The 24,567-nt window shown below is 65.0% G+C and carries 26 protein-coding genes; 8 read left to right on the plus strand and 18 right to left on the minus strand.

All coding sequences use genetic code 11. From position 1 onward, the window contains the following. Positions 1–8 precede the first annotated feature (8 nt). Genes tatB through sigE form a run of 3 tightly spaced genes read right to left on the minus strand, consistent with a single transcriptional unit; the run spans position 9 to position 1,461 of the window. Positions 9–509, minus strand: a complete 501-nt coding sequence (tatB, locus tag KBX17_RS07550) for a Sec-independent protein translocase protein TatB (RefSeq protein ID WP_256019178.1) — start codon at positions 507–509, stop codon at positions 9–11. Positions 510–513: 4 nt separating this feature from the next. Beyond that, positions 514–813, minus strand: a complete 300-nt coding sequence (locus KBX17_RS07555; protein ID WP_256019180.1) for a zf-HC2 domain-containing protein — start codon at positions 811–813, stop codon at positions 514–516. 12 nt (positions 814–825) lie between these two features. Then, entirely contained in the window at positions 826–1,461 is a 636-nt protein-coding gene (sigE, locus tag KBX17_RS07560; protein WP_370687594.1) for an RNA polymerase sigma factor SigE, read from the minus strand. 50 nt (positions 1,462–1,511) lie between these two features. Here sigE and KBX17_RS07565 point away from each other — a divergent pair, with 50 nt between their 5' ends. After that, a complete protein-coding gene (locus tag KBX17_RS07565) occupies positions 1,512–2,171 on the plus strand; it encodes an O-methyltransferase (RefSeq protein ID WP_256019182.1) in 660 nt (219 codons plus the stop codon). Here KBX17_RS07565 and glgC read toward each other — a convergent pair. Then, a complete protein-coding gene (glgC, locus tag KBX17_RS07570; RefSeq protein WP_256019183.1) occupies positions 2,168–3,394 on the minus strand; it encodes a glucose-1-phosphate adenylyltransferase in 1,227 nt (408 codons plus the stop codon). The genes KBX17_RS07565 and glgC overlap by 4 nt on opposite strands. A 65-nt stretch (positions 3,395–3,459) precedes the next feature. Between glgC and glgA the strand changes: the two genes are divergently transcribed. Both glgA and KBX17_RS07580 read left to right on the plus strand, forming a co-directional pair. Further along, positions 3,460–4,632: a glycogen synthase gene (gene glgA / locus KBX17_RS07575; protein WP_256019185.1), complete on the plus strand. Its 1,173-nt coding sequence runs from the start codon at positions 3,460–3,462 to the stop codon at positions 4,630–4,632. A 13-nt stretch (positions 4,633–4,645) separates the two neighbouring features. After that, positions 4,646–6,034 (plus strand): GH32 C-terminal domain-containing protein, encoded by a 1,389-nt coding sequence (locus KBX17_RS07580; RefSeq protein ID WP_256019187.1) that lies wholly within the window; start codon positions 4,646–4,648, stop codon positions 6,032–6,034. A gap of 27 nt (positions 6,035–6,061) precedes the next feature. Here KBX17_RS07580 and KBX17_RS07585 read toward each other — a convergent pair whose 3' ends face one another. The 7 genes from KBX17_RS07585 to dapE form a co-directional block, all read right to left on the minus strand. After that, positions 6,062–6,937, minus strand: coding sequence for a methyltransferase domain-containing protein (locus KBX17_RS07585; protein ID WP_256019193.1), 876 nt, complete (start codon positions 6,935–6,937; stop codon positions 6,062–6,064). Positions 6,938–6,942: 5 nt separating this feature from the next. After that, complete coding sequence (locus tag KBX17_RS07590; RefSeq protein ID WP_083770323.1) at positions 6,943–7,113, minus strand: DUF3117 domain-containing protein; 171 nt, start codon at positions 7,111–7,113, stop codon at positions 6,943–6,945. 6 nt (positions 7,114–7,119) lie between these two features. Next, positions 7,120–7,485 (minus strand): cell division protein DivIVA, encoded by a 366-nt coding sequence (locus KBX17_RS07595; RefSeq protein WP_255995269.1) that lies wholly within the window; start codon positions 7,483–7,485, stop codon positions 7,120–7,122. Between the two features lie 10 nt (positions 7,486–7,495). Then, on the minus strand, positions 7,496–8,206 hold the full coding sequence (locus KBX17_RS07600; RefSeq protein WP_005290790.1) for a glucosyl-3-phosphoglycerate synthase: 711 nt from the start codon (positions 8,204–8,206) through the stop codon (positions 7,496–7,498). Next, the gene (folP, locus tag KBX17_RS07605; protein ID WP_256019195.1) at positions 8,206–9,054 is read right to left on the minus strand and encodes a dihydropteroate synthase; all 849 of its coding nucleotides are present in this window, start codon (positions 9,052–9,054) and stop codon (positions 8,206–8,208) included. The genes KBX17_RS07600 and folP overlap by 1 nt, the downstream gene beginning before the upstream one ends. Further along, positions 9,054–9,851 carry a TIGR00730 family Rossman fold protein gene (locus tag KBX17_RS07610; RefSeq protein ID WP_256019197.1) on the minus strand — a complete coding sequence of 266 codons (798 nt, stop codon included), beginning with the start codon at positions 9,849–9,851 and terminating at the stop codon, positions 9,054–9,056. The genes folP and KBX17_RS07610 overlap by 1 nt, the downstream gene beginning before the upstream one ends. A gap of 69 nt (positions 9,852–9,920) precedes the next feature. Beyond that, a complete protein-coding gene (gene dapE, locus KBX17_RS07615) occupies positions 9,921–11,006 on the minus strand; it encodes a succinyl-diaminopimelate desuccinylase (protein ID WP_256004506.1) in 1,086 nt (361 codons plus the stop codon). A gap of 51 nt (positions 11,007–11,057) precedes the next feature. Between dapE and KBX17_RS07620 the strand changes: the two genes are divergently transcribed. The 5 genes from KBX17_RS07620 to KBX17_RS07640 all read left to right on the plus strand — a co-directional run bounded on the left by KBX17_RS07620 (position 11,058) and on the right by KBX17_RS07640 (position 17,267). Next, positions 11,058–12,005 (plus strand): succinyltransferase, encoded by a 948-nt coding sequence (locus KBX17_RS07620; protein WP_255997016.1) that lies wholly within the window; start codon positions 11,058–11,060, stop codon positions 12,003–12,005. A 57-nt stretch (positions 12,006–12,062) separates the two neighbouring features. Beyond that, a complete protein-coding gene (locus KBX17_RS07625; protein WP_305086235.1) occupies positions 12,063–13,529 on the plus strand; it encodes an amino acid permease in 1,467 nt (488 codons plus the stop codon). A gap of 128 nt (positions 13,530–13,657) precedes the next feature. Further along, positions 13,658–14,992, plus strand: coding sequence for an amino acid permease (locus KBX17_RS07630; RefSeq protein WP_256019279.1), 1,335 nt, complete (start codon positions 13,658–13,660; stop codon positions 14,990–14,992). Positions 14,993–15,115: 123 nt separating this feature from the next. Then, complete coding sequence (gene dapD, locus KBX17_RS07635) at positions 15,116–16,081, plus strand: 2,3,4,5-tetrahydropyridine-2,6-dicarboxylate N-succinyltransferase (RefSeq protein ID WP_256019198.1); 966 nt, start codon at positions 15,116–15,118, stop codon at positions 16,079–16,081. Positions 16,082–16,148: 67 nt separating this feature from the next. Beyond that, positions 16,149–17,267, plus strand: coding sequence for an HNH endonuclease signature motif containing protein (locus tag KBX17_RS07640; protein ID WP_256019200.1), 1,119 nt, complete (start codon positions 16,149–16,151; stop codon positions 17,265–17,267). Positions 17,268–17,315: 48 nt separating this feature from the next. On the opposite strand, the gene KBX17_RS07645 is transcribed toward KBX17_RS07640, so the two are convergent. The 7 genes from KBX17_RS07645 to typA form a co-directional block, all read right to left on the minus strand. Beyond that, a complete protein-coding gene (locus KBX17_RS07645) occupies positions 17,316–17,891 on the minus strand; it encodes a GtrA family protein (RefSeq protein WP_370687597.1) in 576 nt (191 codons plus the stop codon). 166 nt (positions 17,892–18,057) lie between these two features. After that, the gene (dapC, locus tag KBX17_RS07650) at positions 18,058–19,158 is read right to left on the minus strand and encodes a succinyldiaminopimelate transaminase (RefSeq protein ID WP_005290818.1); all 1,101 of its coding nucleotides are present in this window, start codon (positions 19,156–19,158) and stop codon (positions 18,058–18,060) included. Then, the gene (fdxA, locus tag KBX17_RS07655) at positions 19,159–19,482 is read right to left on the minus strand and encodes a ferredoxin (RefSeq protein WP_255995260.1); all 324 of its coding nucleotides are present in this window, start codon (positions 19,480–19,482) and stop codon (positions 19,159–19,161) included. It abuts the gene before it with no gap. Between the two features lie 39 nt (positions 19,483–19,521). Further along, on the minus strand, positions 19,522–19,908 hold the full coding sequence (locus KBX17_RS07660) for a hypothetical protein (protein WP_255995259.1): 387 nt from the start codon (positions 19,906–19,908) through the stop codon (positions 19,522–19,524). After that, positions 19,905–20,846, minus strand: a complete 942-nt coding sequence (mshB, locus tag KBX17_RS07665) for an N-acetyl-1-D-myo-inositol-2-amino-2-deoxy-alpha-D-glucopyranoside deacetylase (RefSeq protein ID WP_256019209.1) — start codon at positions 20,844–20,846, stop codon at positions 19,905–19,907. The genes KBX17_RS07660 and mshB overlap by 4 nt, the downstream gene beginning before the upstream one ends. Continuing rightward, entirely contained in the window at positions 20,818–22,515 is a 1,698-nt protein-coding gene (locus tag KBX17_RS07670; protein ID WP_256019211.1) for an ABC transporter family substrate-binding protein, read from the minus strand. Before KBX17_RS07670 ends, mshB begins: the two co-directional genes overlap by 29 nt. An 11-nt stretch (positions 22,516–22,526) precedes the next feature. Continuing rightward, a complete protein-coding gene (typA, locus tag KBX17_RS07675; protein ID WP_255995256.1) occupies positions 22,527–24,443 on the minus strand; it encodes a translational GTPase TypA in 1,917 nt (638 codons plus the stop codon). Positions 24,444–24,567: the final 124 nt, after the last annotated feature.

The raw sequence follows: 24,567 nt of genomic DNA on the forward strand, positions 1-24,567 counted from the left end.
TCGCGGCTCTAGGTCACGTCGGCCCAGGAAAAACCTCCGCCCGAAGCCTGCGGCGGCGGCTGCGGCGGCTCCTGTTTCTTCACCCCCGGCTGACGGCGGCGCGGGCGCTGCGGCTGGGTCTGCTGCGCTGCGGTAGAACCCGATCCGGAACTCGCGGCGGTGGAACCGGTCGCTTTACCGGAGGATGCCAAGTGCGGGTCCTCACCCATCATTGTGCGGGGGTCGAATTGGTCGAGGTAGTCGCCTTCTTCGTCGAAAAGCACTTTGGCGATGGCGCGCTTGGGGCCCATCGCGGCGTACTCGGTGACGGTGTTGATCGGCTGGCGGAATTCCTCGAACTGGTCGAATTCGCCGTTCAGCTCGGCCTTGGCGTTGTTGATGGCGCGGCGGGCAGCGAAAATCGCGGCGCGGACATCTTCGATGACTCCAGGCAGGCGCTCGGGCCCGATGACGATGAGGCCCACGAGAATGACAACGAAGATCTCGAGCCAGCCGATGGAATCAAACACACCTTCACTTTAACCCGCCGCGCAACTTCGACCACAGCGAGTGCGTTTCTTCGGCGGGGATCTCATCATCCGTCATCAACGCGAGCTTTTCGACGAGCGAACGCGGCGCCCGCAAACACCCATCCCCATTGTGCAACCGCACTGCCGCAGCAGCCGCTTGCTGGCGCTTCGTTTCCTCCCGGCAATCCGAGCATTCGGCGAGGTGCGAATGGGCGCGTTGGGTAGCGGAGGGGGACAATTCTCCGTCGATAAGCGCGGCGACGGCTTCATAACTCAAGTGGTCGATGGAATCGAACTGGCGCATGCTGGGACCCCTTTAGCGTGCGCGGATGAGTTCGCGGGCCCCCTCATTGGTGCGGGCTTTCGCCTCAAGGGAGTCGCGCAGCTGGCTGCGGCCACGGTGGATGCGGGAGCGGACGGTGCCCATTTTCACCCCGAGCGTCTTGGCGATCTCCTCGTAGCTCATGCCCACCACATCACACAGCACGACGGAGACACGGAATTCGGGGCTGAGCTCGTCGAGCGCCTCCTGCAGCGCTGGGTCCAGGTTGGAGACGGTATATGCCTGCTCGGGCGTCATCGCGGTGCCCGGAACACGCTCATAATCCTCCGGCAGAGCCTCCATCCGGATCTTGCTGCGGTGGCGCACCATGTCCAGGAACAGGTTGGTGGTGATGCGGTGCAACCACCCCTCGAAGGTGCCCGCCTTGTAGGACTTCACGCTGCGGAACACGCGCATGAACGTTTCCTGCGTCAGGTCTTCCGCGTCCTGCTGGTTACCGGAAAGACGGAACGCGAGACGGTAGACGCTGTCGGCGTGCTCCTCCACGAGCTCCGCCCAGGTCGGCATCGCAGAGTGCCCCGCGTCGAATGCGGCCGTGCCGCTTAGCTCTTGATCGGAGGATGCCAAACTCATGGTGTTATTGTCCACCATCCGCTTTCCGCGCGCCATAACAGGTCCTGCCAAGTTGCTGACAGTCCCTGCCCCCGCGGCCCAGTAGGATGAGGCGCGTGAGCGATTCTGCATTTACTTCCCTGACTAGTTACATCGAATCCGCGCCGATGGATGCCAACCATGCCATCGCGCGTGCCGACGCCGCCGAGTACGGCCTCACCGCCCCCTCCCCCGCCCTCGGCAACCTGCTGGGCACTCTGGCTGCAGGCGCAGGTGCGGCGAGTTCTGGCGCGACGGGTGCGGTGGCGATCACCCCGGCCGCTGGTGTCGTCGGGCTGCACATCCTCCACGGCCTGCCCGAAAAATCCACATTGACCTGTATCGATCCAGAGGCGGACCACCAAAACCGCGCGAAAGCGCTGTTCCGCGAAGCGGGCTACCCCACCTCGCGCACCCGGTTCCTCCCGTCGCGCCCGCTCGACGTTCTTGGCCGCCTAGCAACGCAGGCGTACCACGTGGTTTACATGGACGTTGAGCCCGTCGACCTGCCGGCCGCGATCGAGGCCGCATGGCCACTGCTCAGCCCCGGCGGCACCCTCGTGGTCGTGGGATCGCTTCTCGACGGCACCATCGCCGACCCCTCCCGGAAAGACCGCGACACCCTCGCCGCCCGTGAAGCGGATGAGGTTGTGGAGGGGTTTGAGGGGGCCGTCGTCACGCGTCTTCCGCTAGATGCTGGCGTGACGCTGGTGACGCGAAAAGGCTAGTAAACGACCTCGCCCTTGCCCACGACGGTGACCCCGCCGTCAGAGATCTTGAACTCGCGCTCCTCGTCGTGGGCACGGTTGATGCCCACCGTGCCGCCGTCAGACACGTAGACGTTCTTGTCCAGGATCGCGTGACGGACAACCGCGCCCTTCCCCACGCGCACACCCGGCATGAGGACTGAAGATTCGACCGTCGCGCCGTCCTCGACGTGCACGTCAGTAGACAGCACCGAGTTGCGCACCGTCGCACCTGAAATGATCGAACCCGGCGCAATGATGGACTCCTGCGCAATACCGCCGGAGACGAACTTTGCCGGCGGCAGGTTCTCGTCCTCGGTCGAGTGAATCGGCCAGGACTTGTTGTAGAGGTTGAACACCGGGTGGATCGAGATGAGATCCATGTGCGCGTCATAGAAATTGTCGATCGTACCGACATCACGCCAGTAGCCCTTATCTCGCTCGGTCGCGCCCGGAACCTCGTTGGAGGAGAAGTCGTAGACGTTGGCCTGGCCTTTACGCACGAAGAACGGGATGATGTCGCCGCCCATATCGTGTTCAGAAGCCTCGTTGACATTGTCCTCGCGCAGAGCGGTGATGAGCGCCTCCGTGGAGAAGCAGTAGTTGCCCATCGACGCGTAGGTAACATCCGGGTCGTCCGGGGTACCCGGAGGGTCAGCCGGCTTCTCCAGGAACTCGGTAATGGAGCCGTCCTCGTCAGCCTGGATGCACCCGAACGCCGTGGCCTCAGAGCGCGGGACGCGGATGCCAGCAACCGTGCATTCCTTGCCGGACGCAATGTGGTCCTCCACCATCTGCGCCGGGTCCATGCGGTAGACGTGGTCGGCGCCGAAGACCAAAACGTAATCCGGAGACTCGTCGAAGATCAGGTTGAGCGACTGCAGCAGCGCGTCCGCCGACCCTTGGTACCAGCGCTTGCCCAGGCGCTGCTGCGCCGGCACGGACGCGATGTACTGGTGCGTCGGGCCGGAGAAGTTCCACGCGGTAGCCACGTGACGGTCCAACGAATGCGACTTGTACTGCGTCAACACAGCGATGCGCATATATCCGGCGTTGACCAGGTTGGACAGTACGAAATCGATGAGGCGGTAGTTACCGCCAAAGGGCACGGCAGGCTTGGCACGGTCGAGAGTCAGCGGGAAAAGGCGCTTGCCTTCACCGCCGGCGAGGACGATGGCGAGGACATTCGGCTGGCGACTGTTCATACTGCCCAGACTAGGGAAAATCCCATCCGTGCGCACGGTTTGAAATGTCACTAGTCTCGGAAAGCATGAGAGTCGGAATGATGACCCGCGAGTACCCGCCGGAAGTGTACGGCGGGGCAGGTGTCCACGTGACTGAACTGACCCGTTTTATGCGTGACATCGTCGACGTGGACGTCCACTGCATGGGCGAACCGCGCGAGGGCGAGAACATCTACGTCCACGGCGTCGACCCGGAACTGACCGAGGCCAACGGCGCGATCAAGACGCTGTCCACTGGTCTCCGGATGGCGCATGCCGCCGACAACGTCGACGTGGTCCACTCGCACACCTGGTACACCGGCCTGGGCGGCCACCTTGCTGGCCTCCTGCACGGTGTCCCCCACGTGGTCACTGCCCACTCGCTGGAACCGGACCGCCCGTGGAAGCGCGAGCAGCTCGGCGGCGGCTACGACATCTCCTCCTGGTCCGAGAAGAACGCGATGGAAAACGCCGACGCGGTCATCGGTGTCTCCACCGGCATGAAGAAGGCAATCCTTGAGGCCTACCCGAACATCGGCGAAGACAAAGTCCACGTCGTGCTCAACGGCATCGACACGGAAGACTGGCACCGCGTCGCCCCTGATGACGCAGAGAGCAACGGTGTCATCGAGCGCCTCGGCGTAGACACCTCCAAGCCCGTCGTCGCGTTCGTCGGCCGCATCACCCGCCAAAAAGGTGTCCCCCACCTGGTCAAGGCGGCCCAGGACTTCGACGAGGACATTCAGATCATTCTCTGTGCGGGTGCTCCGGATACGCCGGAGATTGCGGACGAGACGCAGGCGCTCGTCGATAAGCTGCGTGAAGGCCGCGGAGGCGTGTACTGGGTCACCGACATGCTGCCGAAGGAAGAAATCCGCGAGATTTACTCCGTGGCCGACATCTTCGTCTGCCCGTCGGTGTACGAGCCGCTGGGCATCGTCAACCTCGAAGCCATGGCGTGCGAAACCGCCGTTGTCGCCTCCGACGTGGGCGGCATTCCGGAGGTCGTCGTCGACGGTGAGACAGGTACCCTGGTCCACTACGACAAAGATGACACAGAAACCTTCGAGAAGGATCTGGCCGAAGCCGTCAACGCGCTCGCCGCGGACACCGACCTGACCAAACGCTACGCGCAAGCAGGCCTGACGCGCGTGAAGAAAGAATTCACCTGGGACAAGATCGCCCAGGAGACCGTCGACATTTACAAGTCGCTGATCTAACAAAGGAGCACAGTTGAGCACCCTGAGACCGGAACTGCACGTCACTGCGGACAACGGCATCCTCGACGCCGCTGCCGGCATGCTTCGCGACGGCGACAACTGGCACCTGTTCTACCAGTACGAAACCGAACCGGGCGCACCCGCGCGCTGGGCGCACAAGTTCTCCGAGGGCAACCCGTTCGACTTCTACGAGTGCAACGACGTCATCGCGCCCGTCGGCGGCGAAACGCGCGTACTCGCCGGTTCTGTCGTCGCCGGGCCCGCAGGCACCGACCTCTACTTCACATCCGAGACCTCTGCGGGCACCACGATCCAGGTCGCGCGTATCGACGACATCGGTTCCCTCTGCGACAACATCGACGATTCCCACCAGGTCGACCCCGGTGTGCGCCGCATGGGCCCAGTGGTGAAAGACAAGGGCCGCTTCATCCGCTTCCGCTCCCCCTGCGTCGTGCCCGACTGGAGTGCCTCCGACGACCGTGAGCAGGGCCAATCCGGCTGGCTCATGCTCGCCAGCACCGGCGAGGCCGACAACCCCGTGCCCGTCGTGCTCGAATCCGCCGAAGAGGACACCTGGACGCTCATCGGCCCGCTGCGCTTCGTCGGCGACACCGGCATTCCTTCGGACGTCCCCGTCGTCGCTCCGCGCATCTTCCGCCTGCGAGACGAGGTCGACGGCTTCATCTACGACGTCCTCTTCCTCACCCAAGAGCTGGACAAATGGGACCTGTCCGGCTACCTGATCGGCGAGCTCAACGGCAACGAATTCACCGTCAAAGCACCGTTTAGCCGCATCGACCACGGCCACGACTTCACCCGCCCCCGCACCACCAACTTCGTGCCCGGCACGCTTTCCGACGACGAGCGCTACGCCGAAGCCCGCATCTTCGGCCTCCTCGCAGAAACCGGCCGCGGCGGCGACCCGACATCCCAGCCGTCCTGGGCAGCGGAAGGCTGGGCCAACGCCCTGTCCCTGCCGCGCGTTGTCACCCTCGCCGGCGGGCAGCTCTACCAGACCCCCGCTCCGGGCCTGCCCGCCGCCGTCGACGCCACCGAGCATGCGATGCTGTGGACCGGCATGTGCGACATCCCTGCCGGCTCCGAAGTGAAGGTCGAGATTGTCGACGCCGCCGACAACGTCTGCGTGACCATCACCCACTCCGGCGACAAGATCACCGTGGACAGGCACGACGGTGATCCGGCCTCCGCCTCGCTCGACGACGAGGACGAGGACCACATCTCCGTGCTTATCGACGGCTCCGCCCTCGAAATCTTCGCCGGCGGCGGCGCCGTCACCTTCTCCAGCCGCTTCTGGCCCGAGGTCGGCGCGACGGGGTTGCGTGTGAGCACCTCCGGCGACGCACAGATCCTCAACCAGTGGCGCCGCGGCGCTGCGCGCTAAACACTCCGCGCGCTGGGTCCTTCTCGCCTAGACCTTCCGCAGACGGGTGAGCTGCGCCCGCGCCGTCACCGTCATCGTCTCCGGTAGAGCGGCGACGCGCTCAGCGAGAACCTCCGGGGCGAGATGGCGTGCCGAGGGGCTCATCCCCACCTGGGCGGCAATCGATTCGCGGTCGAGCTTCATGGGAAACTCGACCAATTCGTGCGGGGCGTCGCCGACCGGTTCCAGGTAGCCGGCGGCCTGCTCAAGCATTCGCTCGACTTTGCCCTCCTCGACGCCGAGGATCCCCAGCGGCTCACGCAGTTCGTCGAGGTGGCCGGATTGAGGCGTGAGAATGATCGCCTCACCGCCGCCAACAAGCGCTCGGGCGAACTCGGCCGGGTTGCGCGGCGCGAAGATGACCGTGATCACGTCGACGGACTGGTCACGCACCGGCAGCCCCTGCCACACATCCGCGACGATCGCGCCCACTCTCGGGTGCGACTTCGCCAGATGTTTCGCCGCCGGGACCGAAATGTCCACACCGACCCCGCGTGCCCCGTCCACCGCATCGAGCGTGTGGGCCAGGTAGTAACCGGTGCCGGCACCGACTTCGAGGATGGTGGGGGCGGAGGGATCGGAGGAATCGTCGTTAAGCGCAAGGGCGTCGAGGACGCGTTCGGTGACTGTCTCCACGAACGGCGCGAAGTGCCCACGCGACAAGAACGCCTCGCGGGAAACGACCATCGCCGGGCTGTCACCCTCATGCGCGATGCCCGCACCGGACGCGAGCGTGACATACCCTTGGCGTGCTACATCGTAGGAATGCCCGGACTCAGACACCAGACGCGCGAAATCATCTGCGCCGTGCAAAGGTGTGCCGTCGACGGGGTCAGCGAGAACGTCGACAATATCTCGCAGCATGCGGCTTACTCGCCTGCGACGCCGAGCAGCAGGTTGCCCAGCTCAGCCGCCTCTTCGTTGTTCAGCTCCACAACGAGACGGCCGCCACCGTCGGACGGAATGCGCATGACAATCTTGCGGCTTTCCTCCACAACCTCCATGGGACCATTTCCGGTACGTGGCTTCATTGCAGCCATGCAGTGTCACTCCTCGACATGTAGGTGAGAGGATCCTCGCTCAGAACCCTCGGTTAAGGTGTCTACAATCTTACGCTCATTCGGCGCGGCCGGAGCCAGCTCCGGGACCGCCCCAGGGGCTATCCCGCACTTGGCGACGAGCTGCTCCACGAGTGCATCCACCTGATCCTGGCGGTACCCGCGCGGGACGACTTCGAGCGCGATGTCGTCGATGCGGCCGCCCTCGACGGCGGCGCGGTTGGCTTGAATGACGTCGTGCGGCTCATCCATCGGCGGCAGCACTTCGCCGCGGCCGAAGATCGACGCGGACACCCACGCGCCGAACACGGCGATGGCGGCGATGACGAGGATGAGCAGCAACCAAGACAGCATGCTGGGGATATTACCGCACCCACGGCGGACGCTCGGCGTGCGGCTCGAGCACCCCTGCGCGCGACAGAATGGTCCGCGCGACCGTTTCGGACATCTGCGTCAGCTCCGTCAACGGCCGGTTGCGGTGGGTTTTCAACCCGAGGTCCACTTGGGTGACGGATGCGGGGCCGTGGTGGGTGGTGACGTCGATAAGCAGTCCCGCCTCCACGCCATACCCCGCGGCGAACGGCAGGCGCAGGGCAGTCTCGCGGCGAATCGCGTACTCGCCGGCGAGTGGCTGGTCCAGCTGCGGCACGTCTGGAAAGAACAGGCGCAGCAGGGGTTTCGCGGTCAGTTCTGTGACGCGGCCGCCGTCGTTGGCGCGGCGGTACGCGGCCTTGACCAGGTGGATCGCCGGGTCCTCGAGCGGTGCGGCGAGCGTATCGACCCACCACGGTTCGACGGTGGTGACATCAGCGTCGAGAAACACAACGACATCGCCGCTCGCCGCCTTCACCCCGCGCCACAACGCCTCCCCCTTGCCGGGGCGCACAGGTTGCGGGTCAATGTCGCGCCAGTTCACCACGGTCGCGCCCGCCTCTGCCGCACGCTGCGCCGTGTCATCGCGCGAATCCGAGTCGATGACAAGAACTTCATCAGCACCCGACGCACGCGCTTGCTTGACGACGCCCCCTACCGTCTCCCCCTCATCCAACGCCGGCACCACGACTGAAACGCGCATCAGCCCAGCCCTCTGACGGTGTCCCGGGGCGGTACAGTCCCTTGGATCGCGGCGGTCATGTAGAGCACGTCCATGGTGTCGGCGACCTCGTGGACGCGGAAGGCCGCGACACCGCGGGCAGCGCACCACGCCGTCGCGGCGAGCGTTCCGGTCACGCGCTCCCCGACGGGCTGGCCGTTCTTGCCCAGTGTCTCTCCGATGAAGTCCTTGTTCGACAGAGCCATGAGGACGGGCCAACCGGTGGCGACGATTTCATCGACACGCCGGAGGATCTCCAAGCCGTGAAAAGTGTTCTTGCCGAAGTCATGCGTGGGGTCGATGAAGACCTTGTCCTCCGGCACGCCGCAAGAAACTGCGCGCTCGGCCAGCGCGGTGGTTTCGGCGATGATGTCAGCGACCACGTCGTCATAATGCACCCGGTGCGGGCGTGTCCGCGGGGTGGCACCACCCGTATGGGAGCAGACGTAGCCGACCTTGTGGTCGCCGGCGACCTCAACGAGCTCCGGCTCCCACCCCGCCCATGTGTCGTTGATGATGGTGGCACCCGCCGCAATCGCGGCTTCGGCGACCTCCGGGCGCCACGTATCGGCGGAAATGTCGACGGTGCTTGCGGAGAATTCCTCGCGGACCGCAGCAATCAGCGGGACGATCCGGTCGATCTCCTCCGCCACACTGACGGAGTCGCCGGGACCAGCCTTGACACCTCCGACGTCGATAATGCTCGCGCCCTCGGCGACAATTCGGCGGGCTCGCTCAACGGCGCTGTCGAAGGCATACGTCGCGCCCCTGTCGTAGAAGGAGTCCGGGGTGCGGTTGAGGATGCCCATGATCCGGGCCATCTCACCCATCAGGCTTGGTGCGGCGTGTGAATGTTCCGCGGGTCGGTCATCTCGCGGTGGGACGCGCAAATGTACTCCACGGCTTCTTCGACGGAGTCGGTGACAAGGAAAAGCTCATCATCACCCGGAGAGATCAGGCCACGGGCGAGCTGCTGACCGCGGATCCAGTCGACCAGGCCGGACCAGAACTCGGTGCCCAACAGGACCATCGGGAAGTTTGTCACCTTGCCGGTCTGGATCATGCAGAGGACCTCGAAAACCTCGTCCATCGTGCCGTAGCCGCCAGGCAGGGAAATGAAGCCCTGGGAGTACTTCAAGAACATCGTCTTGCGGGCGAAGAAGTAACGGAAGTTCAGACCCAGGTCGACCCAGTCGTTGAGCCCCTGCTCGAACGGCAGCTCAATACCCAGCCCGACGGACATGCCCTGTGCCTCGTGCGCGCCACGGTTCGGGCCTTCCATCAGGCCGGGGCCGCCGCCGGTGATGACGGCGTACCCAGCGTCAACAAGGGCCTTGCCCAACTCGCGGGCCTGCTCGTACTCCGGGGTGCCCTCGCCCAGGCGTGCCGACCCGAAAACAGTCACGGCCCAGCCCAGATCCTGCAGTGCATCAAAACCGGAGACGAACTCGCTGGTGATGCGCATGACGCGCCACGGATCCGCGTGCTTCCAATCGTGATCGGCGCGGCCCATCTCGAGCAGGCGCTGGTCATAGGTCGAACTCCCGTCCTTATCTCTATTGCGCTTGAGAATCGGGCCGGACAGCGTGCGGTTTCTGTCCGGGCGGGGTGTGATCTGTGGGGCCACGGGGGAAACTTGCCTTTGCGTAGGGTGCGGGGGTGCTGAACTTATAAGGTGGCCGGCATCTGCCAGCTCTTACCTACTCTGCGGAGCGAGGAACTCGCGCAGAGAGTCGGCGACGGTGCGGATCTGATCCACCGGGCACTGCTCATCAATCTTGTGGGCAAAGCCGGGGTCGCCGGGGCCGAAGTTCACGGCCGGAACCCCCAGACTAGAGAACCGCGACACATCCGTCCATCCGAACTTGGCACGGAAGTTCCCGCCGACGGCGCGCAGCAGACCCTTCGCGACGGGGTCGTCGAGACCCGGCAGAGCGCCGCCGACCGCATCGTCGTAGGTGAGTTCAAGGCTCTCGTCAATGTCTAGGACGGACTCAAGGTGCGCTTTGGCGTCCTCCAACGAGCGGTCCGGAGCGAAGCGGAAGTTCACCGTCAGCCGCGCCTCATCTGGGATGGTGTTGGTGGCCACTCCCCCGCTTATCCCCACGACGTTGAGGCCCTCGCGGTATTCGCACCCGGCGATGGTGACCGTGCGCGGCTCGTAGGCCGCCACGCGGCCGAGCACCCCGGCCAGGTCGTGAATAGCGTTGTGTCCCAGCCACGCGCGTGCCGAGTGGGCGCGCGTGCCGCGGGCGTCGACGAACACGCGGATCGTGCCCTGGCATCCGGCCTCGATAATCGCTCCTGACGGCTCGCCGAGCAGCGTCAAGTCGCCGTCGAGCAGCTCCGGGCAATCCCGCTCCAAGTGTGCCAGGCCGTTGTATTGGGCGGCGACCTCCTCGGCTTCGTAACAGATCAGGGTCAGGTCGGTGGTGAGGGAAGAAGCGTCGTAAAGCGTGGCGAACGCGTGCAAATAGCAGGCCAGGCCCGATTTCATGTCCACCGAGCCGCAGCCGAACAGCGTATCGCCCTCAACGCGGTGCGGGACGTTGTCGGCGATCGGCACCGTATCGATGTGCCCTGCCAGCACCACCCGTTGCCCCAACCCGCGGTGCGTGCGCGCGATGAGCGTGTGGCCGCGCCGGGTCACCTCCACGCCGTCCAACGCGCGCAGGGCCTCCTCGATCACATCGGCGATCTGCTCTTCCTCATGCGACGGCGACGGGATGTCGATCAGCGCTTTGGTCAGCTCAACAGGGTCCTGAAATAGATCTAACGTCACGTGGGCGATCTTAGCGCGCGGCCGCTGAGTCCCTTTCGTACGATGTGACGCATGGGTCAATCCGCACGCGCAGTAGGAATCGCCAACATCGCCGCCGACGGTACCGTGCTGGACAGCTGGTACCCCTCCGTGTCGCTTATCGACGACCCCGCCGACATCCTCGCCCCCTCCACCCGCCGCGTCAGCGCCAACGACCTTTCGCAGCGCCTGCTCAACCTCGTCGGAATGGACAGGGACCGCCGCGTCGAAGTGGTGCCCGTGCTCACCGAAATCGCCGACCTGGACGCTCCCGCCATCGACGCTCATGATGTCTACCTGCGCCTGCACCTGCTCTCCCACCGCAAAGTGCGGCCGCTGGAGATCAACATGACCGACTGCCTCGAGCACCTCGTGCCCGTGGCCTGGACCAACAAAGGCCCCTGCCTGCCCGACGACTTCGAGTACGTGCGCACCAACTTGCGCGCCCGCGGCACCATTCACGTCTACGGCATTGAGCGGCTGCCCCGCATGGTCGACTACGTCGTGCCCACCGGTGTGACCATCGCCGAGGCCGAGCGCGTCCGCCTTGGTGCCTACCTCGCCGAAGGCACCAGTGTGAACCGCGAAGGCTACGTCTCCTACAACTCCGGAACACTCGGCGCTGCCCGGATCGAAGGGCGACTGTCATCGGCGTGCGTCGTCGGCGGCGGCTCCGACCTGGGCCTGTCGTCGCTCGTCATGGCCGGCCGCTCCGGCGGATCCAACCGCACCCCGCTCCACATCGGTGCGGACTGCATCATCCACCCCTCCGCCGGCATCATTGACCTCGACCTGGGTGACCGCTGCGAAATCGGCGCCGGCGTCATGCTCGAACCGGGCACTATTCTCCATGACTCCCGCATCGGCACCGGCTTCGAATCCTACGTTCCCGCCCGCACCATCAACGGCCAGTCCGACATCACCATCACCAACGAAGCGCACAGCGCCACACCGGTGATCCGCGAGCGGCGCGCGCAATAACGCGAAATCCTCCCCTGATTTCTTGGTCAGCCCCCGCTATTCCTAGACTTGACATTTATGTCAACATCCCTGAACGCCGGGCTGAAAACCCGTCACCTGACCATGATGGGACTCGGCTCAGCTATCGGTGCCGGCCTGTTCCTGGGCACCGGGGTGGGTATTCAAGCCGCCGGCCCCGCTGTGCTCATCGCCTACATCATTGCTGGCGCCATCACCGTGTGCGTGATGCAGATGCTCGCCGAGATGGTCGCCGCGCGCCCGTCGTCGGGCACCTTCTCCACCTATGCCGAGGAAGCGTTCGGGCCCTGGGCCGGCTTCCTTATCGGCTGGCTGTACTGGTTCATGATGATCATGATCATGGCCGTGGAGATCACCGGTGCCTCCGCTATCATCGCCGCCTGGTTCAGCATCTCGCCGTGGATTCCGGCGCTTGTGGCGATTGTCGTGTTCACGTTGATCAACTTCGCGGCCGTGCGCAATTTCGGCGAGTTCGAGTTCTGGTTCGCGCTGATCAAAGTCGTAGTCATCGTGGCGTTCCTGATTCTCGGCGTCGCGCTGTGGCTGGGACTGCTGCCGGGCACGTCGTTTGTCGGCCTGTCCAATGTCAGCGACGTCGGCTTCATGCCCAACGGCTGGGGCGGCGTGGCTACCGCGCTGCTCGCCGTCGCGTTCGCCTTCGGCGGCATTGAGCTGGTCACCATCGCTGCCGCCGAATCCGAAGACCCCGAGGTCGCCGTCCACTCCGCGATCCGCACCATCATCTGGCGCATCTCCGTCTTCTACATCGGCTCCGTGCTGCTCATCGTGCTGTTGCTGCCGTTCAACCAGATCGGCGGCGCGTCCGACGCTTCCGAATCGCCCTTCACCGCCGTGCTGCGCCTGGCCAACATCCCCGGCGCCGTGGGCATTATGGAGGCGGTCATCGTCGTCGCGCTGCTGTCCGCGTGCAACACGCAGATCTACGGTTCCTCGCGCTTCCTGCACAACCTCTCCGTGCGTGGCGACGCCCCCCGCGCCTTTTCGCTTACCGACGCCCGCGGCGTCCCCCTGCGCGCGGTTATCGTCTCCGTCATCTTCGGATTCGTCGCCGTCGCCCTCCAATACTGGAACCCGCCGGGGCTGCTCGCCTTCCTGCTCAACGCCGTCGGCGGCTGCTTGATCGTGATCTGGTTCGCCATCGCGTTCTCGTTCCTGCGCCTCCACCCGCGCCTGGAGGCCTCCGGCCAGCTGACCGATGTCCGCATGTGGGCCCCGTCTGTCTTGCCGTGGGCAACCATTGCGCTGGCTGCTGGGATTGTTGTACTCATGCTTACCGACGACGGCGGCCGCTTCCAGGTCATTGCCGTCGCCGTCGTTGTCACCGTGATCACCGTTGCCGGGCTGATCTGGACCAACACCGGCGCGTTCAAGCGCCGCCGCGCTGATATTGCCGCGAACTCCCCCGCAGCACCCGCAGCGCTCGATGAAGCCACCGCAGACACCGACTCCACAACCGAAACCACCACCGAAGGACCCCGTCGATGACTACTGCCGCTAACACCTCCGGGCCGGACTCCGGCGCCAACCACGGCGCCACCACAACCGCCGCCGCGTCGACCGCGGACGCGAATTCTGAACTCGGCAGCGGCCTGAAGTCGCGCCACCTCACGCTCATGGGCCTGGGCACTGCCGTCGGTGCGGGCCTGTTCCTCGGCGTCGGCGTGGGCATCCGTGCGGCGGGGCCAGCGATCATGTTGGCCTACGTCATTGCCGGCATCGTCGTCATCTCTGTGATGCGCATGTTGGGTGAGATGGCGGCGGCGCGCCCGTCGTCAGGCTCTTTCGCGACGTACGGACGCCAAGCGTACGGCCACTGGGCGGGCTTCCTCCTCGGCTGGATTTACTGGTTCTTGCTCATCATGGCGTGCGGTGTGGAGATCACTGGCGCCTCTGCCATCATGGCAAGCTGGTTCGGGGTGCCGCAGTGGGTTCCGGCGCTCGTCGTCGTGGGCATTCTCACCGCCGTAAACCTCGCGCAGGTCAAAGGATTCGGCGAGTTCGAGTACTGGTTCGCCATGATCAAGGTCGCCGTGATCCTGCTCTTCTTGGTGATCGGTGCCGCCCTATGGCTCGGGCTTTTGCCCGCCACCGGCTTCGTCGGGTTCACCCACGTGACCGAATCCGGCTTTGCCCCGAACGGCATCGCCGGTATCGCTGCGGGCCTTCTCGCGGTCGCCTTCGCGTTCGGAGGTATCGAGGTGGTCACCATCGCCGCCGCCGAATCCGAGGACCCCGCCCGCAACGTGCGCAACGCCGTCAACTCCATCATCTGGCGTATCGCTTTGTTCTACATCGGCTCGGTCATCGTGATCATCCTGCTGCTCCCCTACGGGCAGATCGACGGCGCGGACACCGCCGCAGAATCCCCCTTCACCCAAGTTCTCGACTTGGCCAACATCCCGGGCGCGGCCGGCTTCATGGAGGCGGTCATTGTCTTGGCGCTGCTCTCGGCCTTCAACGCGCAGATCTACGGCACGTCCCGCTTGGCCTACCAGCAGGCACTCGAGGGTGACGCTCCGCGCTGGATGGCCCGCACCAACGCCCACGGAGTGCCGATCAACTCGGTGCTCGTCTCCGTCTTCTTCGCCTTCGTGGCGGTCGGTCTGCAGTGGTGGAACCCGCCGGGCATGATCGATTTCATCATGAACGCGACCGGTGGCTGCCTCATCGTGGTGTGGATCATGATTACGCTGAGCTACATCAAGCTCAAGCCGGGCATCGCCGACTCCGCCGTCCAGGTCCGCGGCGCATCCTGGGTCCCGTGGGTCACGCTCGCTGCGCTCCTCGGCCTGGTCGTCCTGATGCTTTTCGACGCCTCCGCCCGCCCCCAAGTCATCTCCGTCACCATCCTCTCCCTCGTGCTGGTGGGCTTGTCTCTTCTCACCCGCGGTAGAAGCGTCAAAAACAACGCTGAAATCGCACCGGACGGGAACAAAACCTCTGCCTAATAGCGTTTCACGCGTGCCAAAGCTGAGATATCGCCCCCGATTCTCTAAGCTGGCTCACGGAAACAACGCGACGTGTCCCCCGTAGACACGTCGCATCACTGAGCAGAAAGAGCTGATACAGAGATGACCACCGCAATTGCTAAGGGCCTGGCCACCGTCACCCACGACGGAACCGTTCTGGATGTCTGGTACCCGGCCCCGAAGATTGGGGAGTCCGTCACCGAAGCCGGCACCACGCGCCTCGAAGAGACCCCGCAGCAGTTCGAAGACCTGGCCGGGCCGGATGAGGATCGTGGGGTGGCGCGTGTGGCAGTGGAGACGCGGATTGCGTCGATAAGCGATGCCCCCGCAGATGCGTACGACGCGTACCTGCGCCTCCACCTGCTGTCCCACCGCCTAGTCAAGCCGCACGAGGCGAACCTCGACGGGCTGTTTGGTCTGCTGGCCAACGTCGTATGGACCAACTACGGCCCCTGCGAGGTGTCTGACTTCCAGGTCGTACGCGGTCGCCTGGCAGCCAAGGGCCCAGTCGTGGTCTTCTCCGTAGACAAGTTCCCCCGCATGGTCGATTATGTTGTGCCGTCCGGCGTGCGCATCGGTGACGCTGACCGCGTCCGCCTCGGTGCCCACCTGGCCGAAGGCACGACCGTCATGCACGAAGGCTTCGTGAACTTCAACGCCGGCACCCTCGGCGCCTCCATGGTCGAGGGCCGCATTTCCGCTGGCGTGGTCGTCGGCGACGGCACCGACATCGGCGGCGGCGCCTCCATCATGGGCACCCTGTCCGGCGGCGGCAAGGAAACCATCAAGATCGGCGAAGGCTGCCTGCTCGGCGCCAACGCCGGCATCGGCATCTCGCTCGGCGACAACTGCACCGTTGAGGCCGGCCTGTACGTCACCGCCGGCACCAAGGTCGTCATCACCGATAACATCGCCGCCGACCTGGGCCGCTCCGCCGGCGACGAAGTCAAGGCCGTCGAGCTGTCCGGCCACAACAACATCCTGTTCCGCCGCAACTCCCTGACCGGCGCCGTCGAGGCTTCCCGCGCACACGCCGTCGAGCTCAACGAAGAGCTGCACAAGAACTAACCCCTGTTGCACACTGCAGTGTGCACGCTCTTGCCCCGCCTTGTGCGGGGCTTTTAGCGTGTGAGGCATGGAAACTTTCGATAACCTTGTCAGCGCGTTCAGCGCCCCAAGGTTGGGGGCGTTGAAAGATTTCAACAAACAGCAAGCACTCAGCGCCGGCGTGGAGCCGTCGGTGGTGAACAACTGGAAACTTGTCCATGATGCCTACTTCGGCGATGGCTTATCTGCAGCCAAGCGCGAGAAAGCCTCGAAGAAAGCGATGCGCTTGGGCCTCTCCGTGGGCATGCTCGCAAAAATCGAGCGCTCCATCGCGCACATCAAGCATGCGACACGCCGCCACACCATGCGCCTGAAGCTTCTCGACGCCGCCAGCCGCACCACCCGCACTTTCAAAGCCTTGGGAGCACTGATCAAGAAGATCGTCCCGCCGAAAAACCCACCCGCGCGCCAGGAGCGCGCCGCGATCAGTGAAGGCGACGACGACATGGCCACCCTGACCCTGACGACCGGTAAACGCTTCCTCGCCGACCTCAAACACGTTCTTACGGCCGGCATGGGTGCCGACGTTTCTCCAGGGGCGCACATGGCGCGCAAGCTCATTGCCTTATTGCGTGGCGACGGCAGCGTCCCCGAAGCCTCACCCCGCCCCATGCTCCTTGTTCCCCTGCCGGAATGGACGCGTATTGTGCGCGGCGACGGCGACGGCGACGATGTCATCCTTGGCTTGACCGACGGCACCACCATGACCGGCAAGGAATTCATGGACCAGTTCATCGCCACCGGCGACCACGAGCTGGAAGCCGCAGTGTTCCACCCCACCGAAGGCGCCGTGAATCTGTACCGCACTGAGCGTCTGGCCAACGCCAAGCAACGCGACCTGGCCAAGGCAGTCCAGCCGATGTGCGCTCACCCGGACTGCCACCATGCTGCCGACTTCTGCCAGGTCCATCACGCGGAAGCATGGGCGCGCGGCGGGGAGACTAACATCGCCAACCTGGTTCCGCTGTGCCGCTACCACAACCGTATTAACCACGACACCCCAGACGTGCACCGCTCCCGAGGCCACATTGCAATCCGCGACGGCCGGCCAGTCTGGGTCTCCCCGTACGGCACCGTGCGCACCAACCAGCGGCATAGGTTCGGCGCCATGGACGCTCTCTTCGGTCCTGCAGTTGCCGCCGCTTAGACTGCGGGAACTCGAAGGGCGGCGAGCTCGAGGGGCGGCGAAGCCGGTCTAGACGACAGCGAGGGGGCTTTTCGGTTTCCCGAACGTCCAGAGCTTGTTGATGACGAAGTTGACCGGCATCGCCACCAGGGTCGAAATCGCGGCGGACCAGTAGAATTTGGTGCGGAAGCCGGTGGAGTTGTCGAAGATGTCGTCGGAAAGCGCGATGGGCGATGTCGGATTCATCAGCAACGTCGCCACGGTCTGACTTACGAGGAATGCGACAATGCCCGTGGTCAGGAACGGGAAATAGCCGCGCAACCACGACTTCTTCGGCACATTGCGGAATGTCCACGACCGGTTGAGCTGGTAATTCCATGTGTTTGCCACCACAAACGCAATGGTCATGATGACGTGGTACCAGCGGACGTTCCACCGCGTGCCGAACAAGTTCATGAAGACTTCGTTCTCGTGGATATCCCACCCGAGCTCGAGCGCCTTCTTGACTACATAAACCACCGCAAGGTTGACGAAGACCCCTGACCCGCCGACAATCCCGAATTTGATGAATTCTCGTGCGCCGTTAGCGAAGCGGACAGCGGTACTCCCGCCGCCCTCAGCTGGCCGTGGTTCGGCCGGTGTCACAGTGTCCGTCAATGAGCGTCCTTAGTCCTCAGTGGCGCCCGAATCGACGCGCAACTTCCCGGCAACATTACTCTGGTAACGCGCGAACTCTGGGATTGTCGTGGCGTTATCTTGCTCACGAACCGGTCGAACCGCCCGTGGACGCGGCTGCGACGAACCAGAAGCGCTACTGCGCTAGGCGGGCGACTGCGGCATCGATGCGCTCGTCCGTCGCGGTCAGCGCAATGCGGACGTGCTGAGCGCCGGCAGGGCCGTAGAAATCGCCCGGTGCGGCGAGGATGCCGCGCTCGGCGAGCCAGTCGAGCGCCTCGCGGGAGTTCATGCCTTCGCGGCGCACCCAGAGGTAGAGGCCAGCGTCGGATGCATCGACCGTGAACCCAGCGCCGGGCAAAGCCTTCAGCAACTCGACGCGGCGGGTGGCGTACACCGACCGTTGCAGCTCCTCATGGAGGTCGCTACTCAGTGCTGCGGTCATTGCGTGCTGGATCGGGCCAGGCACGATCAGGCCGGCGTGTTTGCGCACCTCCAGCAGTTCTTGGACCAGGTTCTCGTCGCCGGAGATCATGCCGGTGCGGTAGGAGGCGAGGTTCGAGGTCTTCGACAGCGAGTGCAGCGCGAGCAGCCCGGTGTTGTCCCCGTCAGTCACGGACGGGTGCAGGATGGACACTGGGTCGGTGGTCCAGCCGAGGTAGAGGTAGCACTCGTCGGAGGCCACGATCGCGCCGGTGTCGCGGGCAAACTCAACCCACGCTCGCAGCTGCTCCACCGATGCCAGGGCGCCGGTCGGGTTCGAGGGCGAGTTGATGAACACCAGGGCGGCGTCGCGGGGGGCGTCGGCGGGATCGTCGCAACGCACGATGTTGCACCCTGCGATGAGTGCCCCGACTTCGTAGGTGGGGTACGCCACTTCTGGGATGACCACGGTCTCGCCGCGCAGCCCGAGTAGCGTCGGCAGCCACGCGACGGCCTCTTTCAGGCCGATCGTCGGCAGAACCGATTTCTCGTTCAGCCCCGCGATGCCGAAGCGGCGCTCCAGAGCCGACACGATCGCCTCGCGCAGCTCCGGGGTGCCCATGGTCTGCGGGTATCCGGGCGCGGCAGCATTCTCTGCGAGGGCGAGCTGGATCGTCGGGGGCACCGGATCCACGGGCCCGCCCACGGACAGGTCAATCAAACCGTCCGGGTGGGAGGCCGCCTTCTTCTTGACGTCGAGGATTGTGTCCCACGGGAAGTCAGGCAGGGTCGAGGAGAGCGGGCTGCGCGGCATTTAGGACTCCCGCATCGGCGGCAGCGCGGCCACGAATGGGTGGTCGAAGTCGTACTTGCCGGCGGCAGCCGCTCCGCCCGGGGAGCCGAGCTCGTCGAAAAATGCGACGTTGACGTCGTAGTAGTGGTTCCACTCCTCGGGCAGGTCGTCTTCGTAGAAGATGGCTTCGACCGGGCAGGCGGGCTCGCAGGCGCCGCAGTCCACACACTCGTCGGGGTGGATGTAGAGCATGCGTTTGCCCTCGTAGATGCAGTCGACGGGGCATTCTTCGACGCATGAGCGGTCGAGCAGATCAACGCACGGTTCGGCGATGATGTAGGTCATTGTTGCTCCTCTGGGTTTTCCTGTTGCCCGTCAAGTATGTCACTTGCGCCGTAGGAGGGGCCAAACCCCTCCGAGGCAACCGGCGATTAACAGCGCGAGTGCGCGAATGGAATTGTTGTTCAGGATATCGCTGGTGACGTCGACGCCGAAATAGAGCATTGCAAAGCAGGCGGCCCACACGAGGGTCGGCACGAGCACGCGCACGCTTTTCGACGTCCACAACCGCCCCGTCCGCGTGACCACCCCCTGAAAGAGGAACGCGGTAGCGATAGAAGGGATCCCCCACGCGGCGTTGATGGAGGTGACTTGCAGCAGCACGGCGAACATCGCGCCGATGCTGAGCCACGCGATGGCCCAGCGCGCTTCGGAGGGGCTGAAGTCAGTGCGGACCTGCGGCTCCCGGCGCATGGGTGGCTCGGGCGTCACGGCGCGATGCCGCTGAGCAGGTCAGCACCGTGGTCCAGCGGCTGCCCGGCCCCGAGCTGGTAGTGCTCGCGGCGAATGACGGGCTGAGCAATGAGGTTGGACAGCGCGTAGGTGGTCACGTCGGCGGAGGGGGCGCGGCCGAAGGCGGCGTGGGGGTTGGTGGTGGAGGTGGAGCCGTCGGCAATCCAGATCTGGGTGGCGTGGGCGCGCATGGCGTCGATCTTAGTGGCGTAGACGGTGTCGTTCATCTCCACCCAGGTGTCGCTAGTGTCGACGGCATCGAGCTCGCCCGGCGCAGGACGGGTCCAGCCTGCGGGGACAACCTCGGCGGTTTCAGCTTCAAGCTCGCTGCGCAGGCGCGTGGCCCAGAGAATGCGCGGCACTCCCCCGATCTGGTCGGCGGCGGCGTGCGTGATCTCGTGGGCGCGGATGTGGTCGGGGTGGCCGTAACCGCCGTTGGGGTCGTATGTGAGCACGAGGTGGGGCCGTTCCCGTTCGAAGATGGCGGCAAGGTCGTCAACCGCGCGCTGCCCCGAGTTCACGAGTGCCCGCGCATTGCGTGACGCCGGCGACCCTACCATCCCCGAATCCCTGTACTGCCCCGCCCCGCCGAGGAACTCGCCGCGCACGCCGAGGATGTCCAACGCGCGGGCCAGCTCGTGGATGCGGAAGCCGCCCAACTGGTTGGCGCCCCGGTCCTGGTCGTCGACGAGGCCCTGGTAGGTCTCGCCGATGACTTCGCCTTCCTCGCCGAGCGTGCAGGTCACAACGAGGACGTCGGCCCCGCGGCGAGACAGGTCAGCGAGGGCGCCGCCGGTGGAGATGGACTCATCATCCGGGTGGGCGTGGACGGCGACGACGCGGTACCCAGCGAGGTCTCTGGGAACAGAGTGCGCGTTGGGGTGTCCGTTACTCGGGTTCTGTCGTGCGTTGCTCATTGGCGGTTGTGTCCTCTTTCCATGTGTCGGCCCCGGCAAGGCCACGGTCCCATTCTTCCAAGTTCGGCGACGGGCCAATGATGCCTTGCCCCAGGACGATGATCCGGCGCTCGCGCAGTACCGGCACCCACACGGCTTCGATTGCGGTGGCGGCGGTGACCTGTTCGCGGGCTTGTTGGCTGGAGATGTCGCCGGCGAGAATTGCTTCGGCTAGTTGGTCCGTGTCCGGGGTGCATAATCCGCTCAGGTTGCCGGAGGCGTAGCGGTCAGCGCCCGCACCTCCTGCGTCGTTGCCGTTGGCCCCATCGCCGCCACTGTCCTGGGCGCCGCTGTCCCCGGCTTCCGTTTCCGCGGTGTAGGGGCATTGGACCTTGCTGGCCCACGCAGTCGAGCTGTTGGTGAGCGACCAGCTCATCACCGCATCGATCTCACCGGCAGGCAGTCGCTCCGCAATATCGGTCATGTCGGCGGCGACGGTCTCCGCGGAGATTCCTTCACCGTTGAGGATGTCCACGAGCGCTCTGGCAGCCGGCATCGACTCGTTGTCGCGCGGGTCGGCGGCGATACGCAAAGGCCTCTGCCTATCGACGGCCGCGCGCAACTCACCCGCATCTCGCCCTAACGCCGGAGTCGCTTCGGCGGCATCGACGTCGCGGGAGCGGGAGGAGGCGATGCGGGCGATGAGGGGGACATCGATAAGCGAGCGCAGCTCCTCGCGTGCCGCAAGGTCATTGAGAATGGGCGAATCGACGCTCATGACCAGGCCTAATTCTCGTGGTCCGCGCTCCGTGCGGACTTGGGTTCCGGGGATGAGGGAGTACGCGTCGGCCGATGTCTCCCCCGGCACGTGATCGACGAAGGCGAGCTGGCCGGCGCGCAGACGGTCGGCGACCTGCTCGGTGGAGCGCACCGAATTCAGCGTCAGAATGTCAATGCTCGCTGGGCTTTGCCCCCAGAACCGGTCATTGCGGTTCAGCGTGATGATGCCGCTGCCGCGGTCAACCTGGTCGACCATATAACGACCCGCCGAAGCAGGGATCGAGTCTGCGAGCGCAGCGGAGAAATCGGCAGCGGTCGAATCGAGCAGGTGTGACGGCAGCAGGTTGCGGAACATTCCCTGCCAGTCGCGGACCGGCTCATCAAAAACGACGTCGACGATCTTGCCGCCGCCGCCTGAAACGCGCACATCGCTCACGGCGCGGTACGGGGCCGGGTCGACCGTGCCCGGCGTGGAGGTCATGCCGCGCCACAGGTACGCGAAGTCGGCGCCGGTAATGGGGCTGCCGTCGGACCATTGGGCGGCGGGGCTGATCTCGTAGCGCACGGTCATTGCCGCGTCCTCGTCACCCTCGCCAGCGGGTAGCTCGCTTGCGCTGACGAGCAGATCAGTGTTCATCTTCCCGTCTAAGAACGCGCTGGGCAGGGTGAGCTCGGCAATATCCTGCACCGTCGAATTCTCATCGGCGATGAGGTGCGGGTTGAGACCGTTGCGCAGCGGCTGCACCCCGACCTGGACTTGCGACCGCGTCGGGCCGGGCTGGACGGTCGTCGTCGCTGTCTCCGTGGTCACCGTCTCTTCGACGATCGGGGGCGGGCCCGGGTTGGCTGCGCACGAGGAGAGCAGGCTTATCGACGCGAGCGTGACCGTCGTCAAGCGAACTGCTTTCATGCGCGCTAATGCTACTTGTTCATCTGCTTCGCACGAGAACGTGCACGGCCGCGCTCGGTGGAGTTGAGGATCACCTTGCGCACGCGCATGACCTCGGGCGTGACCTCGACGCACTCGTCGTCGTCGCAGAACTCGATGGCCTCATCCAGAGAGAGGGTCCTGGCCTTGGCCAGCGTGACCGTCGCGTCTGCGGTGGCAGAACGCATGTTGGTCAGCTTCTTCTCCTTGGTGATGTTGATGTCCATGTCCTCGTCGCGGCTGTTCGCGCCGACGACCATGCCCTCGTAGGTTTCCGCGCCGGGCTCGACGAAGAAATCGCCGCGGTCAGCCAGCTGCGTCAGCGCGTAGGCGGTGACCTGGCCGGAACGGTCGGCAACGAGCGAGCCGGTTGGGCGGCCCTTGATCTCCCCTGCCCACGGGCGGTGCTCGATGGAGTAGCTGTTGGCAATGCCAGCGCCGCGGGTCTCGGTGAGGAACGTCGTGCGGAAGCCAATCAGGCCGCGGGACGGGACGTCGAACTCCATGCGGACCCAGTCACCGGCGCCAGAGTTGCCCATGGCGGTCATCTGGCCCTTACGGTTGGCCATGAGCTGGGTAACAGCACCCTGGTGCTCGGACGGAGTGTCAATGACCATGTGGTCGTAGGGCTCGTAGGTCTTGCCGTCGATCTCCTTGGTGACCACCTGCGGCTTGCCCACGGTCAGCTCGAAGCCTTCGCGGCGCATCGTCTCGATCAGAACGGTCAGAGCCATTTCGCCGCGACCCTGGACCTCCCACGCGTCGGGGCGGTCGGTCGGCAGCACCTTGATGGAGACGTTACCGATCAGCTCCTGGTCCAGGCGCGCCTTGACCATGCGGGCGGTGAGCTTGTCGCCACCGCCGCGGCCGGCCATCGGGGAGGTGTTCACGCCGATGGTCATGGAGATTGCGGGATCGTCGATCTTGATGCGTTCGCGGGCCTCGACGTGCTCCGGGTCGCACAGGGTGTCGCCGATCATGATCTCGTCGATGCCGGACACCGCGGCGATGTCGCCGGCAACGACCTCGCCCTGGGCCGGGACGCGCTCGAGGCCTTCGGTGACCAGCAGTTCGGCGATCTTGACGTTCTTGACGTGCTCGTTGCCGTCAGAGTCGTAGTGGACCCAGGCGACGTTGTCGCCCTTCTTCACGCTGCCGCGGTACACGCGGATCAGCGCGATACGGCCCAGGAAGGACGAGGAGTCTAGGTTGGTGACCTGCGCCTGGAACGGGGCATCGATGTCGGCGGAGGGTTCGGGGAGGACGTCGTAGATGACGTCGAAAAGCGGCTGCAGGTCGTCGTTGTCCGGCAGGCCGCCGTTACCCGGGTTGTTGAAGGAGGCACGGCCGGCGCGGCCGGAGGCGTAGAGCACCGGCAGCTCGAGCAGGTTCTCTGCGGCTTCAGCCGCATCCGGATCCTCCAATGACGCGCCGAGCTCGAGGAGCAGGTCCTGGGCCTCTTCGACGACTTCGTCGATACGCGCGTCCGGGCGGTCGGTCTTGTTCACGCAGATGATCACGGGTTTTTTCGCCTCGAGCGCTTTGCCCAGGACGAAGCGGGTTTGCGGGAGGGGTCCTTCGGAGGCGTCGATAAGCAGAACAACACCGTCGACCATGGACAGGCCGCGCTCCACCTCGCCGCCGAAGTCCGCGTGGCCCGGCGTGTCAATGACGTTGATGACTAGGTCGCGGCCATCCTTGCCCGCGCCCTTACGGCGGATGGAGGTGTTCTTCGCCAGAATGGTGATGCCGCGCTCGGACTCGAGATCGCCGGAGTCCATGACGCGGTCCGCGACCTCGCCGTGGTCACCGAACACGCCGGACTGCTCCAGCATGCCGTTGACGAGGGTGGTCTTGCCGTGGTCAACGTGCGCGACGATAGCGACGTTGCGGAATTCGGGGTGCGACACTGCGGATCTGCTCCTTCTTGCTTTTGCGTGACGACGCCACCGTCACGGCAGCCCCGCTTGAACGGTTAAACCCTACCCGCATACGGTGGGTAACGCGATGTCGGGGCGCAGCCGAACTGAAGAC

The organism is Corynebacterium sp. CCUG 65737, assembly GCF_024454115.1.
GTDB lineage: Bacteria > Actinomycetota > Actinomycetes > Mycobacteriales > Mycobacteriaceae > Corynebacterium > Corynebacterium genitalium.

Coding starts and splice junctions, on each gene's coding strand:
- KBX17_RS07555 (WP_256019180.1), bottom strand. CDS start 813: ATGCGCCAGTTCGATTCCATCGACCACTTGAGTTATGAAGCCGTCGCC.
- sigE (WP_370687594.1), bottom strand. CDS start 1,461: ATGGCGCGCGGAAAGCGGATGGTGGACAATAACACCATGAGTTTGGCA.
- KBX17_RS07565 (WP_256019182.1), top strand. CDS start 1,512: ATGAGGCGCGTGAGCGATTCTGCATTTACTTCCCTGACTAGTTACATC.
- glgC (WP_256019183.1), bottom strand. CDS start 3,394: ATGAACAGTCGCCAGCCGAATGTCCTCGCCATCGTCCTCGCCGGCGGT.
- glgA (WP_256019185.1), top strand. CDS start 3,460: ATGAGAGTCGGAATGATGACCCGCGAGTACCCGCCGGAAGTGTACGGC.
- KBX17_RS07585 (WP_256019193.1), bottom strand. CDS start 6,937: ATGCTGCGAGATATTGTCGACGTTCTCGCTGACCCCGTCGACGGCACA.
- KBX17_RS07590 (WP_083770323.1), bottom strand. CDS start 7,113: ATGGCTGCAATGAAGCCACGTACCGGAAATGGTCCCATGGAGGTTGTG.
- KBX17_RS07595 (WP_255995269.1), bottom strand. CDS start 7,485: ATGCTGTCTTGGTTGCTGCTCATCCTCGTCATCGCCGCCATCGCCGTG.
- KBX17_RS07600 (WP_005290790.1), bottom strand. CDS start 8,206: ATGCGCGTTTCAGTCGTGGTGCCGGCGTTGGATGAGGGGGAGACGGTA.
- folP (WP_256019195.1), bottom strand. CDS start 9,054: ATGGGTGAGATGGCCCGGATCATGGGCATCCTCAACCGCACCCCGGAC.
- KBX17_RS07620 (WP_255997016.1), top strand. CDS start 11,058: ATGGGTCAATCCGCACGCGCAGTAGGAATCGCCAACATCGCCGCCGAC.
- KBX17_RS07625 (WP_305086235.1), top strand. CDS start 12,063: ATGTCAACATCCCTGAACGCCGGGCTGAAAACCCGTCACCTGACCATG.
- KBX17_RS07630 (WP_256019279.1), top strand. CDS start 13,658: ATGGGCCTGGGCACTGCCGTCGGTGCGGGCCTGTTCCTCGGCGTCGGC.
- dapD (WP_256019198.1), top strand. CDS start 15,116: ATGACCACCGCAATTGCTAAGGGCCTGGCCACCGTCACCCACGACGGA.
- KBX17_RS07640 (WP_256019200.1), top strand. CDS start 16,149: ATGGAAACTTTCGATAACCTTGTCAGCGCGTTCAGCGCCCCAAGGTTG.
- dapC (WP_005290818.1), bottom strand. CDS start 19,158: ATGCCGCGCAGCCCGCTCTCCTCGACCCTGCCTGACTTCCCGTGGGAC.
- fdxA (WP_255995260.1), bottom strand. CDS start 19,482: ATGACCTACATCATCGCCGAACCGTGCGTTGATCTGCTCGACCGCTCA.
- mshB (WP_256019209.1), bottom strand. CDS start 20,846: ATGAGCAACGCACGACAGAACCCGAGTAACGGACACCCCAACGCGCAC.
- KBX17_RS07670 (WP_256019211.1), bottom strand. CDS start 22,515: ATGAAAGCAGTTCGCTTGACGACGGTCACGCTCGCGTCGATAAGCCTG.